This window comes from Rhodopseudomonas sp. P2A-2r (genome assembly GCF_026015985.1).
Taxonomy (GTDB): Bacteria; Pseudomonadota; Alphaproteobacteria; order Rhizobiales; family Xanthobacteraceae; genus Tardiphaga.
On record NZ_CP110389.1, the window covers coordinates 630,207 to 644,906 of the forward strand.

General features: G+C 64.3%; 11 protein-coding genes and 3 pseudogenes. 12 read left to right on the forward strand and 2 right to left on the reverse strand.

The window, feature by feature from the left end; genetic code table 11:
- Nucleotides 1-38 precede the first annotated feature (38 nt).
- The 6 genes from pstS (at nucleotide 39) to phoB (ending at nucleotide 5,363) form a co-directional block, all read left to right on the forward strand.
- Nucleotides 39-1,049, forward strand: a complete 1,011-nt coding sequence (gene pstS, locus ONR75_RS02985; protein WP_265081313.1) for a phosphate ABC transporter substrate-binding protein PstS — start codon at nucleotides 39-41, stop codon at nucleotides 1,047-1,049.
- A 188-nt stretch (nucleotides 1,050-1,237) separates the two neighbouring features.
- Nucleotides 1,238-2,236 (forward strand): phosphate ABC transporter permease subunit PstC, encoded by a 999-nt coding sequence (gene pstC, locus ONR75_RS02990; protein ID WP_265081314.1) that lies wholly within the window; start codon nucleotides 1,238-1,240, stop codon nucleotides 2,234-2,236.
- Nucleotide 2,237: 1 nt separating this feature from the next.
- Nucleotides 2,238-3,083 carry a phosphate ABC transporter permease PstA gene (gene pstA, locus ONR75_RS02995; protein WP_265081315.1) on the forward strand — a complete coding sequence of 282 codons (846 nt, stop codon included), beginning with the start codon at nucleotides 2,238-2,240 and terminating at the stop codon, nucleotides 3,081-3,083.
- Nucleotides 3,080-3,904, forward strand: a complete 825-nt coding sequence (gene pstB, locus ONR75_RS03000; protein ID WP_265081316.1) for a phosphate ABC transporter ATP-binding protein PstB — start codon at nucleotides 3,080-3,082, stop codon at nucleotides 3,902-3,904. Before pstA ends, pstB begins: the two co-directional genes overlap by 4 nt.
- Nucleotides 3,905-3,929: 25 nt before the next feature.
- Complete coding sequence (gene phoU / locus ONR75_RS03005; protein ID WP_265081317.1) at nucleotides 3,930-4,646, forward strand: phosphate signaling complex protein PhoU; 717 nt, start codon at nucleotides 3,930-3,932, stop codon at nucleotides 4,644-4,646.
- Between the two features lie 12 nt (nucleotides 4,647-4,658).
- Nucleotides 4,659-5,363: a phosphate regulon transcriptional regulator PhoB gene (phoB, locus tag ONR75_RS03010; RefSeq protein ID WP_265081318.1), complete on the forward strand. Its 705-nt coding sequence runs from the start codon at nucleotides 4,659-4,661 to the stop codon at nucleotides 5,361-5,363.
- A gap of 166 nt (nucleotides 5,364-5,529) precedes the next feature.
- Here phoB and ONR75_RS03015 read toward each other — a convergent pair whose 3' ends face one another.
- Entirely contained in the window at nucleotides 5,530-6,039 is a 510-nt protein-coding gene (locus tag ONR75_RS03015; RefSeq protein ID WP_265081319.1) for a GcrA family cell cycle regulator, read from the reverse strand.
- A 513-nt stretch (nucleotides 6,040-6,552) separates the two neighbouring features.
- Here ONR75_RS03015 and ONR75_RS03020 point away from each other — a divergent pair.
- From ONR75_RS03020 to ONR75_RS03030, 3 genes and pseudogenes are all read left to right on the forward strand, one after another.
- A pseudogene (locus ONR75_RS03020) lies at nucleotides 6,553-7,771 on the forward strand (aspartate aminotransferase family protein).
- A complete protein-coding gene (gene argF, locus ONR75_RS03025) occupies nucleotides 7,768-8,694 on the forward strand; it encodes an ornithine carbamoyltransferase (protein WP_265081320.1) in 927 nt (308 codons plus the stop codon). Before ONR75_RS03020 ends, argF begins: the two are co-directional and overlap by 4 nt.
- Nucleotides 8,695-9,044: 350 nt before the next feature.
- Nucleotides 9,045-10,048 (forward strand): annotated as a pseudogene (locus ONR75_RS03030) (Hsp33 family molecular chaperone).
- A gap of 1,004 nt (nucleotides 10,049-11,052) precedes the next feature.
- Here ONR75_RS03030 and apaG read toward each other — a convergent pair.
- Nucleotides 11,053-11,445 (reverse strand): Co2+/Mg2+ efflux protein ApaG, encoded by a 393-nt coding sequence (gene apaG / locus ONR75_RS03035; protein ID WP_265081322.1) that lies wholly within the window; start codon nucleotides 11,443-11,445, stop codon nucleotides 11,053-11,055.
- A gap of 230 nt (nucleotides 11,446-11,675) precedes the next feature.
- On the opposite strand from apaG, the gene ONR75_RS03040 reads away from it, so the two are divergent.
- From ONR75_RS03040 to ONR75_RS03050, 3 genes and pseudogenes are all read left to right on the forward strand, one after another.
- Nucleotides 11,676-13,085: an OpgC domain-containing protein gene (locus ONR75_RS03040; RefSeq protein ID WP_265081323.1), complete on the forward strand. Its 1,410-nt coding sequence runs from the start codon at nucleotides 11,676-11,678 to the stop codon at nucleotides 13,083-13,085.
- Nucleotides 12,976-13,685, forward strand: a pseudogene (locus ONR75_RS03045) (SGNH/GDSL hydrolase family protein). Before ONR75_RS03040 ends, ONR75_RS03045 begins: the two are co-directional and overlap by 110 nt.
- Nucleotides 13,685-14,644 carry an SGNH/GDSL hydrolase family protein gene (locus ONR75_RS03050; RefSeq protein WP_413776430.1) on the forward strand — a complete coding sequence of 320 codons (960 nt, stop codon included), beginning with the start codon at nucleotides 13,685-13,687 and terminating at the stop codon, nucleotides 14,642-14,644. Before ONR75_RS03045 ends, ONR75_RS03050 begins: the two are co-directional and overlap by 1 nt.
- Nucleotides 14,645-14,700 lie beyond the last annotated feature (56 nt).

Genomic DNA, 14,700 nt, shown 5'->3' on the forward strand with positions numbered 1-14,700 from the left:
GGCGCGTCCGGCGCCTAGCTCAGCAGATGGAGACCATCATGAAATTCCTCAAGGCAATCGTCGTTGCCGGCCTGGTGGCCGCATCGACGTCGGCATTCGCTGCCGACATCACCGGTGCGGGCGCGACCTTCCCGTTCCCAATCTATTCGAAGTGGGCTGACGCCTACAAGAAAGAGACCGGCAACGGCCTCAACTACCAGTCGATCGGCTCCGGCGCCGGCATCAAGCAGATCCAGGCCAAGACCGTGACCTTCGGCGCCACCGACGCGCCGCTCAAGGCCGACGCGCTCGAGAAGGACGGCCTCGTCCAGTGGCCGATGGTGATGGGCGCGATCGTCCCCGTCGTGAACCTCGAAGGCATCAAGTCGGGCGAGCTGGTTCTGTCCGGCGAGCTGCTGGCCGACATCTATCTCGGCAAGGTCAACAAGTGGGACGACGCTGCGATCGTCAAGCTGAACCCGAAGCTGAAGCTGCCCTCGGCCGCCATCACCGTGGTTCGTCGTTCGGACGGTTCGGGCACCACCTTCAACTTCACCGATTACCTCGCCAAGGCCTCCGCCGACTGGAAGACCAAGGTCGGTTCGGGCACCGCCGTCGAATGGCCGGTTGGCGTTGGCGCCAAGGGTAATGAAGGCGTTGCCGGCAACATCAGCCAGACCAAGAACGCGATCGGCTACGTCGAATACGCTTACGCCAAGCAGAACAAGCTGACCTATGCCGCGCTGATCAACAAGGCCGGCAAGACCGTGCAGCCGACCATCGCTGCCTTCCAGGCTGCCGCGTCGAACGCCGACTGGGCCAAGGCTCCCGGCTACTACGTGATCCTCACCGACCAGCCCGGCGAAGCTTCCTGGCCGATCACTGCCGCGACCTTCATCCTGATGCACAAGACCCCCGCGGACAAGGCTGCCTCTGCCGAAGCCGTCAAGTTCTTCAAGTGGGCGTTCGAGAAGGGCGACAAGATGGCCGAAGAGCTCGACTACATCCCGATGCCCGAGCCCGTGGTCAAGCTGATCGAGAAGACCTGGTCGGCTGATATCAAGAGCTGAGCTGAACTCGACGTTCCGGGGCGCGAGCAGATTACTGCGAGCGACCCCGGAACCTCAAGATGCTCAGAACATTTCGGGCTTCCCCGCCACTCCAATCGGGGTGGCTGGGGCCTGCGCCATCCGGCTTCGCCGGCTGTCGCATCCCGGAATGACAGTTAGACTGGCGTAACAACAGACAGGGGAATGGCGTGGCAGATATGGCTGTTCAGAGTTCATCGATGGAAGCTGCTGGACCTTACGACCGCGCCAAGGCCCTGAGCGCCTTCAAGTTTGGCGATGTCGCCTTCTACTGGGCGACGCGGGCCTGCGCGATGTCGGTGCTGCTGATCCTCGGCGGCATCATCCTGTCGCTCATTGCCGGCGCCTGGCCGGCGATGAAGGAATACGGCTTTGCCTTCCTGTGGACCGCGCGCTGGGCGCCGTCCGCCGATCCGCCGGTGCTCGGCGCGCTTGGCCCGATCTACGGCACGCTGATCACCTCGGTCATTGCCATGGCGATTGCCATCCCGGTCGGCCTCGGCATCGCGATCTTCCTCACCGAGCTGTGCCCGCAGTGGCTGCGCCGCCCGATCGGCATGGCCGTCGAGCTGCTCGCCGGCATTCCCTCGATCATCTACGGCATGTGGGGCTTCTTCGTGCTCGGCCCGTTCCTGGCCAACCACGTGCAACCCTTCATGATCAACACGTTCGAAGGCGTGCCGGTCCTCGGCACCATTTTCGCCGGTCCGCCGTCCTATCTCAGCCTGTTCAACGCCGCTTTGATCCTCGCCATCATGGTGCTTCCGTTCATCACCTCGATTTCGGTGGACGTGTTCAAGACCGTGCCGCCGGTGCTCAAGGAGGCCGCCTACGGCGTCGGCTGCACCACCTGGGAAGTCGTCCGCAACGTCGTCATCCCCTACACCCGTGTCGGCGTGATCGGCGGCGTTATGCTGGCGCTCGGCCGCGCCCTCGGCGAGACCATGGCGGTGACCTTCATCATCGGCAACTCGTTCAAGATCTCCGGTTCGGTGTTCGGGCCCGGCACTACTATTTCGGCGGCGATCGCCAGCGAATTCGCCGAAAGCGACGGGTTGCATCAGTCAGGCCTGATCCTGCTTGGCCTGCTGCTGTTCGTGCTGACGTTCTTCGTGCTGTCGGGCGCGCGCCTGATGCTGATGCGGCTTGAGAAGAAGGCGGGCAACTAACATGAACCCGATTTACGCCCACCGCCGGCGGATCGACATGACGATCCGTACGCTGTGCTTCGCCGCCGCCCTGTTCGGCGTCAGCTGGCTGGCGATGATCCTGTTCACGCTGTTCACCAACGGCCTCGCCGGCATCAGCGTGCAGATCTTCACCCAGAACACGCCGCCGCCCGGCTCGACGGAAGGCGGCCTGCTCAACGCCATCGTCGGCTCGATCATCATGACGGTGATCGGCGTCGGCATCGGCGCGCCGCTCGGCCTGCTGGCCGGCACCTATCTCGCCGAATACGGCAAGAACGACCGGCTCACCGACGTGATCCGCTTCATCAACGACATCCTGCTGTCGGCGCCGTCGATCATCATCGGCCTGTTCGTCTATGGCGCGGTGGTGGTGCCGATGGGCGGCTTCTCGGCCTTCGCCGGTGCGCTGGCGCTGGCGGTGATCGTCATCCCCGTGGTGGTGCGCACCACCGAGGACATGCTCGGCCTGGTGCCCAACCCACTGCGCGAGGCGGCCTCGGCGCTCGGCCTGCCGCGCTCGCTGGTGATCCGCCGCATCGCCTATCGTGCGGCCCGCGCCGGCCTCATCACCGGCGTACTGCTGGCGACGGCCCGCGTCGCCGGCGAAACGGCACCGCTGCTGTTCACCGCGCTGAGCAACCAGTTCTTCAGCCTGGATCTCACCAAGACCATGGCCAACCTGCCTGTGACCATCAACAACTTCGTGCAAAGCCCCTACGAATACTGGAAGCAGCTCGCCTGGAGCGGCGCCCTGATCATTACCTTGACCGTACTTGCCCTGAACATTGGTGCACGCATTCTCGGCGCCGAGAGGACAACCAAATGAGTGAGCTTTCGATTTCCACCAGCGTTCCCGGCGTTGCAGTGCCGCCCTCGGCGGTGCAGGGCGACGAGCGGCCCAAGGTCAGCGTGCGCGACCTCAATTTCTATTACGGCGAGCATCACGCGCTGAAGCATATCAACCTCAACCTGATCGCCAACAAGGTCACGGCCTTCATCGGCCCGTCGGGCTGCGGCAAGTCGACCCTGCTGCGCATCTTCAACCGCATGTACGACCTCTACCCCGGCCAGCGCGCCGAGGGCCAGGTCATGCTCGACAGCCAGAACGTGCTCGACCCCAAGCTCGACCTCAATCTGCTGCGCGCCCGGGTCGGCATGGTGTTCCAGAAGCCGACCCCGTTCCCGATGACCATCTACGAGAACATCGCCTTCGGCGTGCGCCTGTACGAGAAGATCTCCAAGTCGGAGATGGACGGCCGGGTCGAGAAGGCGCTGCGCGGCGGCGCGCTGTGGAACGAGGTCAAGGACAAGCTCAACGCCTCCGGGCTCAGCCTGTCCGGCGGCCAGCAGCAGCGCCTGTGCATCGCCCGCACCATCGCGGTGCGGCCGGAAGTGATCCTCTTCGACGAGCCGTGTTCGGCGCTGGATCCGATCTCGACGGCGAAGATCGAGGAGCTGATCGACGAGATGAAGGACGAGTACACCATCGCCATCGTCACGCACAACATGCAGCAGGCCGCGCGCGTCTCCGACTCCACGGCCTTCATGTATCTCGGCGAGCTGATCGAGTTCGGTCCCACGAACAAGATCTTTACGTCGCCGACCGATCGTCGCACCCAGGATTACATCACTGGCCGTTTCGGCTGACGCGCATCGCGCGAGAGGATTGATTATGGCTTTTGAACATACGACGAAGGCATTCGACGGCGACCTGCAGGAACTGACCCGGCTCGTCGCCGAGATGGGCGGACTGGCGGAGCGCCAGATCACCGATTCCGTCGACGCGCTGGTCCGGCGCGACGTCGAACTCGGCTTGCGCGTGGTCGCCGCCGATCAGGAAATCGACCAGATGCAGCGCGACATCGAGGAGCGCGCGGTGCTGACCATTGCCCGGCGCCAGCCGATGGCGGTCGACCTGCGCGAGATCGTCGGTGCGATGCGCGTCGCCACCGACGTCGAGCGCATCGGCGACCTCGCCAAGAACATCGGCAAGCGCGTCAACGCGCTCGACAGCGATTTCCATCCGCTGAAGCTGATCCGCGGCCTCGAGCACATGACCAATCTGGTGCAGTCGCAGGTCAAGGCCGTGCTCGACGCCTATGCCGCGCACGATCTGCCCGCAGCAATGGCGGTGTGGAAGGGCGACGAGGAGATCGACGCGATCTGCACCTCGCTGTTCCGCGAGCTGCTGACCTACATGATGGAAGACCCGCGCAACATCTCGTTCTGCATCCATCTGATGTTCTGCGCCAAAAACATCGAGCGGATCGGCGATCACGCCACCAATATCGCCGAGACCGTGTTCTACATGATCGAGGGCCAGCAGATCCTCGATAAGCGCCCCAAGGGCGACATGACCAACTTCGCCACTGCTCCCGGCAATACGTAAGGTACACCGCATATGAACGCACGCATTCTGGTGGTTGAGGACGAAGAAGCGCTGACCACGCTGCTGCGTTACAACCTCGACGCCGAAGGCTATGACGTCGAGACGGTGGCGCGCGGCGATGACGCCGATACGAGGCTGAAGGAAAGCGTGCCCGACCTGGTGGTGCTGGACTGGATGCTGCCCGGCCTGTCCGGCATCGAGCTGTGCCGAAGGCTGCGGGCGCGGCCCGAGACCAAGGCGTTGCCGATCATCATGCTCACCGCGCGCGGCGAAGAGAGCGAACGCGTTCGCGGTCTCGCCACCGGCGCCGACGACTACATCGTCAAGCCGTTCTCGGTGCCGGAGCTGCTGGCGCGGGTGAAGGGGCTGTTGCGCCGTGCATCGCCCGAGCGCCTTGCCACCGTGCTGGCGTTCGGCGACATCGAACTCGACCGCGACAAGCGCCGCGTCGCGCGTTCCGGCCGACCGATCGATCTCGGTCCGACCGAATACCGGCTGCTCGAATTCTTTCTGGAGCATCCCGGCCGGGTGTTCAGCCGCGAGCAGTTGCTCGACAGCGTCTGGGGGCGCGATATCTACATCGACGAGCGCACCGTGGACGTTCACATCGGCCGCTTGCGCAAGCTGCTCAATCCCGGCGGCGAGCAGGACCCGATCCGCACCGTCCGCGGCGCCGGCTACGCGCTGGATGACCGCTTCGACAAGGCGGCGGAGTAGTTTCTTCGGAGATTTTCGGTGTTCCCCGGACGCGGTGCACTGCGCCGCGTGAGCGGCGTGGTGCGCCGCAGATCCGGGGTCCCGGTTGTTTGCTGGAAAGAAGAAATCGGGATCCCGGATCTGCGGAGCGGCATAAAGGATGCCGCACCGCGTCCGGGAAACCAGACTACCTGATCGGCTTCGGTGCCTGCCGACGGCGGTCGCTTGCCGGCTGGTAGGCGATGCGCGAGTGGTGCGCGCAATAGGGCAGGCTCTGCAGGGCCTTGCCGCCGCAGAAGTAGAATTCCGGATTGCTGGGATCGCCGATCGGCCAGTGGCAGGTCGCCTCGTTGAGCTGCAGCAGGCTCAGCCGCTGCGCCATCGGCACCACATTGTCATAGGTGACCGGATCCGGCTCGACTTCGACTTCGAAGGCGTGGGCCAGCGCGGTGTTGCCGCGGGCCACCGGACGCGTAACCCGCATCATGTGCTGGGCCGGACGCGCCTTGCGCGGACGCGGCGCCGCCGAGGTCGGGCTCTTGGCACGGCCGGACAGGCCGAGGCGGTGGACTTTGCCGATAACCGCGTTGCGCGTCACATTGCCGAGCTCTGCGGCGATCTGGCTGGCCGACAGGCCGCCTTCCCAGAGCTTCTTCAGTTGCTCGACGCGATCGTCGGTCCAGGTTATTACCGTCATCGCACTCTTCCCTTCGTGTCGCGCCGGCCGATGTCAGGCAGCGCAGCGACTCCAGCGTCACAAAAATCCCTGCAGTCCGAATCCCTTAGCGCTCGCCGGGCGCAAAAATTGCGACCGGACGTTTACGCCGAACACTGGACCGTAGTGGAACACAATCGCGCACGATATGTCGTACCCGATAGATCAGAAGCTACAATATGCCGTGACTCTGGCGCAAGAGTCAGGCATCGCGCGTCCACATCCTTGTGCTTGCAAAACAGAGAAATCGGTTTTTTGTGCGATTCTGTCATCAGGGAAACGCACCCGGACTCCAATAGTTGCCTCGATCGTCGGGGCCGTCACCGGAATACTACGGGGTTTCCGCGGTGCGCCGAGGTTGACAGCCACCGCCGTCACCATAGAATAATGCCCACGTGCCGCCTGGAAAGGCGGCACGTTTCGTTTCCGGGGTAGGTTGTCCGATCTCGCACAGGCGCGTTCGCCCAGTCACCCGAAGTTCCGATCGGATTGGTTATGACCAAGAGCGCAAGCACGTCTCATTTGCTGCCGGTATTTGCCAGGGCGGATCTCGCCTTCACCTCGGGCGAGGGCGTCTGGCTGACCGCGATCAACGGCGAGCGCTATCTCGACTTCACCAGCGGCGTCGCGGTGAATTCGCTCGGTCACTGCCATCCGCATCTGGTCGCCGCCCTGCAGGAGCAGGCCACCAAGCTCTGGCACATGTCGAACCTGTTCAAGAGCCCGGACGGCGAGCGTCTCGCCGCGCGTCTGTGCGAAGAGAGCTTTTCCGACTACGTGTTCTTCGCCAATTCCGGCGCCGAGGCGATGGAATGCGCGATCAAGATGGCGCGCCACTATCATTTCTCCAAGGGCCAGCCCGAGCGAACCCGCATCATCACGTTTGAAGGCGCGTTCCACGGCCGTACCCTCGGAACGCCTCGCCGCCACCGGCGCTGCAAAATATCTCGAAGGCTACGGCAAGCCGCTCGAGGGTTTCGACCAGATGCCGTTCGGCGACATCGAGGCCGTCAAGAAGGCCGTCGGTCCCAACACCGCCGCCATCCTGATCGAGCCGCTGCAAGGCGAAGGTGGCGTCCGCGCGCCGTCGCATGCGTTCGTCCGGGCATTGCGCGAGCTTTGCGACGAGAGCGGCATCCTGCTGATCTTCGACGAGGTGCAGACCGGCATGGGCCGCACCGGGTCGCTGTTCGCCCATCAGCGATTTGGCGTCACGCCGGACATCATGTCGCTGGCCAAGGCGCTCGGCGGCGGCTTTCCGATCGGCGCCTGCCTGGCCACCGCGGAAGCTGCGGCCGGCATGGCACCGGGCTCACACGGCTCCACCTTCGGCGGCAATCCGCTGGCGGTGGCTGCGGCCAATGCGGTGATGGACGTGATGCTGAAGCCGGGCTTCTTCGATCATGTCAACCGGATGTCGCTGCTGTTCAAGCAGAAGCTGGCGTCGGCGGTCGATAGCTTCCCCTCGGTGATTTCCGAAGTGCGCGGCGAAGGCCTGCTCATCGGCCTCAAGGCGGTGGTGCCGTCGGGCGATCTGGTGGCAGCTTTGCGTGACGCAAAACTGCTGACGGTCGGCGCCGGCGAAAACGTGGTGCGCTTCCTGCCGCCGCTGATCGTCAACGAGGCTGAAATCGAGGAGGCCATCCAGCGCCTCGAGACCGCCTGTGTCGCGCTGTCACCGTCTGCCGCGCAGCAGCAGGGAGCCGCGTCATGACCAAAGCGCTGCGGCATTTCCTCGACCTCAACGAGGTGCCCACCACGGAACTGCGAAAGATTCTCGATGCCAGCGTTGCCATCAAGGCGAAGCTGAAGAGCAGCGACAAGCGTGACCGGCCGCTCGAGAACAAGACCCTGGCGATGATCTTCGAGAAGCCCTCGACCCGCACCCGTGTGTCGTTCGAGGTCGGCATGCGTCAGCTCGGCGGCGAGGTGGTGATGCTGACCGGCGCGGAAATGCAGCTCGGCCGCGGCGAGACCATCGCCGACACCGCGCGCGTGCTGTCGCGCTTCGTCGACATCATCATGATCCGCATCCTCAGCCATGACTCGCTGCTTGAGTTGGCCGAATTTGCCACCGTGCCGGTGATCAACGGCCTGACCCGGAAGTCGCACCCCTGCCAGGTGATGGCCGACGTCATGACCTTCGAGGAGCATCGCGGGCCGATCAAGGGCCGCACCATCGCCTGGACCGGCGACGACAACAACGTGCTGATGTCGTGGGCGCACGCGGCGGAGCGCTTCCAGTTCAGGCTCAACGTGGCGACGCCGCCGGAGCTCGCGCCGAAGAAGCCGTTCCGCGACTGGATCAAGGCGACCAACGCGCCGATCGTGCTCGGCACCGATCCCGACGCCGCGGTGCGCGACGCCGACTGCGTGGTCACCGACACCTGGTTCTCGATGGGCGACAAGGACGGCGAGACCCGCCACAACCTGCTGAAGCCCTACCAGGTCAATGCACGGCTGATGGGCCTGGCGAAGCCCGATGCCATCTTCATGCACTGCTTACCGGCGCATCGCGGCGACGAGGTCACCGACGAGGTGATCGACGGCCCGCAGTCGGTGGTGTTCGACGAAGCCGAAAACCGCCTCCACGCCCAGAAGGGCATCCTGGCCTGGTGCCTCAACGCGGTGGCGTAAGGCGAAGCTACAGCCGATCTAGTTGTTTGCCGGTGCGGTTCTATCGTCCCCTCTCCCCGCGCGCGGCGCAGCCGCGCGAAGGTGGGAGAGGGTGGCATAGGCGGCCTTCGGCCGCCGTTTTTCGAAATAACGCCGATGCGAAGCATCGGCTATACGAAGTCCGCGACGGGAGAGGGGGCGACGCCGCACACTCTGCAGAAGCGGCCCCCTCTCCCGGCCGCGCTGGCGCGCGTCCACCCTCTCCCGCCTGCGCAGCTGCGCTGCTTGGGGGAGAGGGGAAGGAAGAGACGCGCCACTTTTTCCCGCCGCAAAACCTTTCGATCCGGCCCCATCGCCCCCAAATAGGCTCCATGACCTCACAATCCCCCGAATCCCGAATCCTCGTTGATCCCCCCGTCCGAGCGCCTTCCGCGGTGCCGATCGATGACGCGGTGCTGCCGTTCGAGGTGTCGCCGCTCGATCTGCGCGGCCGGCTGACCAGGCTCGGCCCCGCGCTCGACGAGTTGCTCGACAAGCACGATTACCCCGCACCGGTCGCAAAGCTGCTCGGCGAGGCGATCGTGCTGACCACGCTGCTTGGTTCCGCACTGAAATTCGACGGCCGCTTCATCCTGCAGACCCAGACCGATGGTCCGGTGTCGCTGATGATCGTCGACTTCCAGGCGCCGGATCGCATCCGCGCCTATGCGCGCTTCGATGCCGAGAAACTGGTGCCCGGCCTCACCACCGGGCAATTGCTCGGTAAAGGCCACATGGCGATGACCGTCGACCAGGGGCCGGATATGAGCCGCTATCAGGGCCTGGTGGCGCTCGACGGCGGCAACCTCGAAGACGCCGCACACGAATATTTTGCGCGCTCGGAGCAGATCCCGACCCGCGTGCGGCTCGCCGTCGGCGAGGAATGGCGGACCGGCGAGAACGGACCGATGCATCGCTGGCGCGCCGGCGGCATGCTGCTGCAGTTCCTGCCGAAGGCGCCGGAGCGCGCGCAGCGCGATATCTCCGGTGGCGATGCGCCGGAGGGCGTCGAGCTCGACGTGCCGCCGGAGGATGACGCCTGGCTGGAAGGCCAGTCGTTGATCGCGACGGTGGAAGATATCGAGCTGATCGATCCCGACCTGTCGGGCGAGCGGCTGCTGTTCCGCCTGTTCAACGAGCGCGGCGTCCGCGTGTTCTCGTCGCTGCCGCTGCGGGCGAAGTGCTCGTGCTCGCGCGAGGCGGTGTCGGCGATGCTCAACAACTTCGCGCCGCAGGACCGCGCCGACATGGTCAAGGACGACAAGGTCGTGGTGACCTGCGAGTTCTGCAGCTCGGTCTACGAGTTCACCCCGCCGAGGCCGGCGTCGAGTCGTAGTCGCCGCCATCCGGAAGCGCCATCCGCCGTTGTCGCCGGGACGGGCCGGAGCCCTTGTTCCCGTGGAGGCGACCTTCGTTTCCCGGGCGCGCAGCATCGCCGACAGTGCTGCTGAGCAGACCCGGGACCCGGATTCTTGGTGTCACCAAGCTGGGCCTCGGATCTGCGGTGCGCCACGCCGTGCTTGCGCGGCGCAGTGCACCGCGTCCGGGGAACGGCCCGAACTCGAATTGCGATATTTTTTCCTAACATCCTCTTGACGATCATCAGTGTAGGTTTATAATCCAGTGCATCCTGTCCCACCGAGAGGGGCGTATCGCGTCGTCACGGACGCGGGAGGGGATGCGGTGGACGCGGCAGCGTCAGGCGCGGAATTCGGTTCAGGGCTCGCCAGAATGGCCAGTGAGAACCGGAGGAAGCGCAGACGACAGCGCTGGCGCGGACGGCAAAAGCGTGAGGTCTCGATGCCCCGCGTGGCATCAAGCCCCTCCGGAGAGCCCTGGCCTACCGGGCAGGGACACATCCTCAGGAGGGCGCGACGGCGACGAAAAACCGGGTCGGCCGCCGGAGAGCAATGCCATAAGCCGTTAACACCATCGCGCGCGGAACGCCGGATCAGTCCGGTGTGACCGTGGCAAGCCTTGTGCGCTTTCTATCACTGCGCACAAGCCCATGGGTGCATCGGGCACCCGGCGTTCCGCGCGCCTTCTCGCTTCGGGAAGGCGGGAATGCAGCACACCCCGGACGCGCCAGCGTCGCGGGACTGCGAACATATGGCTGTTTGACAATTGAATCTGAGAGCAGAGCGGTCTCGTGTCCCGGGCGCGCTGCAGCGAAGGCGATGCGCAGCATCGCCGCCACGTTGCGGCGCAGAACTGGGACCGTCCGAGGCGCCGGCGTTCGTGACGGCCCCGGATCTGCGGCGCACCACGTCGCCAAAAGGCGGCGCGCTGCACCGCGTCCGGGGCACGTGAGCCCGGAGCGTTGCACTGCATCCGGAGACGCTAATTCAGCACGCGCTTGTGGTCGGGGCTGTCGAGGGAGAAGGCGGGGACGTCGATTTCGAACGGCTCGCCGGTGTCGGTGACCATCTGGTAGCTGCCGGCCATGAAGCCGGAGGCCGTCGGCAGCGGCACGCCGGAGGTGTATTCGAAGCGTTCGCCGGGGGCGAGCACCGGCTGTTCGCCGACCACGCCCTCGCCGCGCACCTCTTCCATCCGCCCGGCGGCGTCGGTGATGACCCAGTGCCGGGTCTTCAACTGCACGGTTTCGGCGCCGGAATTGGTGATCACCACGGTGTAGGACCAGAAAAAACGGTGCTTTTCCGCCGACGAACGTTCCGGCTGGAAGTTCGGCTCGACGGTGACTTCGATCTGGCGGGTCACGGCGCGATACATGGCATGTCATCGTCCAAAATGCGGTCCAATCATAGCGAAAACCGCGCGACGGTCCAAATCGGCGGTTGGGACGGCAATGATCGACGTTTCAACATAGTTCCACGCTACCGCTCGCTGCGGCGACTTGGCTCCGGGCCGCGCCACGGCCGCAATTTTCTTGCAACTCACGGGCCGATCCCCTCTGTCTAGGGGGCCGACCCCACGATTCCCGATTGTCCGAGCGCCGCCGAATGAGCACCGTCGTCGATCACATCACCGGCCCGCCGCGACCGGATGCGAGCCAGGACCGCGCCGCAGCGGCAGCGCCGGCGCTTGCAGGCGGGGCACCCCGGCCCATGCCGGTCGCGGCCGGCGAACGCGAGCTGCGCCTCGACCTGTTTCGCGGGCTGGCGCTGTGGCTGATCTTCATCGATCACCTGCCGCCGAACATCCTGACCTGGTTCACCATCCGCAACTACGGCTTCAGCGACGCCACCGAGATTTTTATCTTCATCTCCGGCTACACGGCAGCATTCGTCTATGGCCGCGCCATGCTGGAGCAGGGCGTGCTGGTGGCCAGCGCGCGCATCCTGAAGCGGGTCTGGCAGATCTATGTCGCCCACGTCTTCCTGTTCACGATCTTCCTCGCCGAGATTTCCTACGTGGCGACCAGCTTCGAGAACCCGCTTTATTCCGAAGAAATGGGCATCCTCGATTTCCTCAAGCAGCCCGACGTGACTATCGTCCAGGCGCTGTTGCTGAAATTTCGTCCGGTGAACATGGACGTGTTGCCGTTATACATTGTGCTGATGCTGTTTCTGCCGCCGATCCTTTGGCTGATGCTGCGCCGTGCGGACCTCACGCTGGCGTTGTCCGTGGCGCTTTATGCAATCACCTGGGAGTTCGACCTGTACCTGTCGGCCTATCCGAACGGCGTCTGGGCGTTCAATCCCTACGCCTGGCAATTGCTGTTCGTGTTCGGGGCCTGGTGCGCGCTCGGCGGCGCCAAACGCATGCAGCACTTGCTGAAGTCGCCCATTACCATGTGGATTTCGGTGGCCTATCTGCTGGCGGCATTCTGGGTGACGCTGACCTGGTACATTCCGCAATTCCATCACCTGCTGCCGAAGTTGATCGAGCAGTGGATGTATCCGATCAACAAGACCGATCTCGATGTGTTGCGCTTTGCGCATTTCCTTGCGCTCGCAGCCATCACCGTGCGCTTCCTGCACAAGGACTGGCCCGGTCTGAAATCGCGATGGTTGCGGCCGATGATCATGTGCGGCCAGCACTCGCTGGAGATCTTCTGCCTCGGCGTGTTTCTGGCTTTCGCCGGCCACTTCGTGCTGGCGGAAGTCGCCGGTGGGGCCGGGATGCACTTTGCCATCAGTATTTCCGGCATCCTCATCATGTGCGGCGCAGCCTGGCTGCTTTCATGGTACAAGCGGATGGAAAAGAGCGGACCGCGCACGAAAAGTGCCGACGCGGATTTTGCGGGAGGGGATCATGAAGACCATTGTGGTCCTCACGATGCTGGCCGGCCTGTTGGTCGTGGCGCCGGCGCGGGCGGACGATCCGCCGGCTTGCGAGGTGCCGGCCTATCTGCTGACCAGCGAGAGCACGCTGCCGAGGGTGGCCGCAGCGGTCAAGCCTGGCGGTAAACTCAACATTCTGGTCATAGGCAGCCGCTCCTCGGTCATCGGCGTAGCCGACTCCTCGATCGCCTATCCCGGCCGCCTGCAGGCAATCCTGCGCGAGAAGTTGCCGACCGTCGAGGTCAATGTCAGCCTGGAGCTGCAGGTCAAGAAAACCGCGGAGGAAGTGGCGCCTTCGCTCGGCAAGCTGGTCGCGGACAAGAAGCCGGACCTGGTGATCTGGCAGACAGGTACCGTCGATGCGATGCGCTCGGTGGATGCCGACGACTTCCGGGGGCGATCGATGACGGCGTTGCGGCGATGCGAAGCGCCGGCACCGACGTGATTTTAATGAATCTCCAGTATAGTCCGCGTACTGAGACGATGATTTCGCCTTCGGCCTACATAGATAACATGCGTGTGGTGGCGCAGCAGCACGACGTACCGCTGTTCGATCGCTTTGCTATCATGCGAAACTGGAATGAAACGGGAGATTTCGATCTGTTCAGCGCCTCGCCGGGCGTCGAACTTGCCAAGCGCGTGCACGATTGCCTTGCCCGCGCATTGTCGACCTTCGTGATCGATGCTGCCCACGTCAATCCAGCAGAATTGAGGATTCAGCGTTAATGAGTTTCCAATCGTCGCTTTCTCGCCTTGCGGTCCTGACTGTCATTGCATCCGTGTTTGCATTTCCATTGCTGCCGCGACGCCTGCATGCGGAGCCCGCTGACGCGATGGGTGTCAGCACACCGCCCGGTCCTGCCGTGGCCGCGGCCGATGCCTCCACCGACAAGAAGAGCCTCACCAGCAAGACCATCGACAAGGTCAAGGAAGTCGCGAAATCCGCCAGCGACATCTTCGCCCGCGTGCCCTGCCTGCCGCCGAAGGGCGGCGCCAAGGCGATGGGCTCGCTGCCGCATGTGGCGGCCAAGCTGGCGGCTGGCGAACCGGTTGTGATCGTTGCCTTCGGATCGTCGTCGACGGAAGGCTACGGCTCGACGGCGCCGGAATTTACCTATCCGAACCGGCTGGCGGCGCAATTGCATCGTGCCTATCCCGGCGCCGGTATCACCGTGCTCAACCGCGGCAAGGGCGGCGAGGACGCGCCTGAGATGATGGCCCGGCTGCAGAACGAGGTGATCAACTCGAAGCCCGATCTGGTGATCTGGCAGGTCGGTACCAATGCGGTGCTGCGCAACCTCGACCCCGGCGATACCGCCAAGATCGTCGAGGACGGCATCGGCAAGATCCAGGCGGCCGGCGCCGATCTGGTGCTGGTCGATCCGCAATATTCGCCGGCGGTGAATGCCAAGCCGGAAAGCACCAGCAAGATGATCAAGCTGCTGAACAAGGTCGCCGAACTGCGCCATGTCGGCATTTTCCCGCGCTTCGAGGTGATGCGGGAATGGCACGAAGGCCAGTCGATGGCGTTCGACAGCTTCGTCATCGCCGACGGCCTGCATATGAACGACTGGGGCTATGCCTGCTTCGCCCAGTTGCTTGGCGACAACATCATCAAGTCGGTCGGCCAGATCAAGCTCGGCGTCGACGCGCCGTCCAGCGTGCTGGCTAACCGGCCGATGTAACGGCGGCTCCATCGCGCCCGACGTTCCAGGCAATGCAACCTGCGGATGACAATACC

Coding starts and splice junctions, on each gene's coding strand:
- pstS (WP_265081313.1), top strand. CDS start 39: ATGAAATTCCTCAAGGCAATCGTCGTTGCCGGCCTGGTGGCCGCATCG.
- pstA (WP_265081315.1), top strand. CDS start 2,238: ATGAACCCGATTTACGCCCACCGCCGGCGGATCGACATGACGATCCGT.
- pstB (WP_265081316.1), top strand. CDS start 3,080: ATGAGTGAGCTTTCGATTTCCACCAGCGTTCCCGGCGTTGCAGTGCCG.
- phoU (WP_265081317.1), top strand. CDS start 3,930: ATGGCTTTTGAACATACGACGAAGGCATTCGACGGCGACCTGCAGGAA.
- phoB (WP_265081318.1), top strand. CDS start 4,659: ATGAACGCACGCATTCTGGTGGTTGAGGACGAAGAAGCGCTGACCACG.
- ONR75_RS03015 (WP_265081319.1), bottom strand. CDS start 6,039: ATGACGGTAATAACCTGGACCGACGATCGCGTCGAGCAACTGAAGAAG.
- argF (WP_265081320.1), top strand. CDS start 7,768: ATGACCAAAGCGCTGCGGCATTTCCTCGACCTCAACGAGGTGCCCACC.
- apaG (WP_265081322.1), bottom strand. CDS start 11,445: ATGTATCGCGCCGTGACCCGCCAGATCGAAGTCACCGTCGAGCCGAAC.
- ONR75_RS03040 (WP_265081323.1), top strand. CDS start 11,676: ATGAGCACCGTCGTCGATCACATCACCGGCCCGCCGCGACCGGATGCG.
- ONR75_RS03050 (WP_413776430.1), top strand. CDS start 13,685: ATGAGTTTCCAATCGTCGCTTTCTCGCCTTGCGGTCCTGACTGTCATT.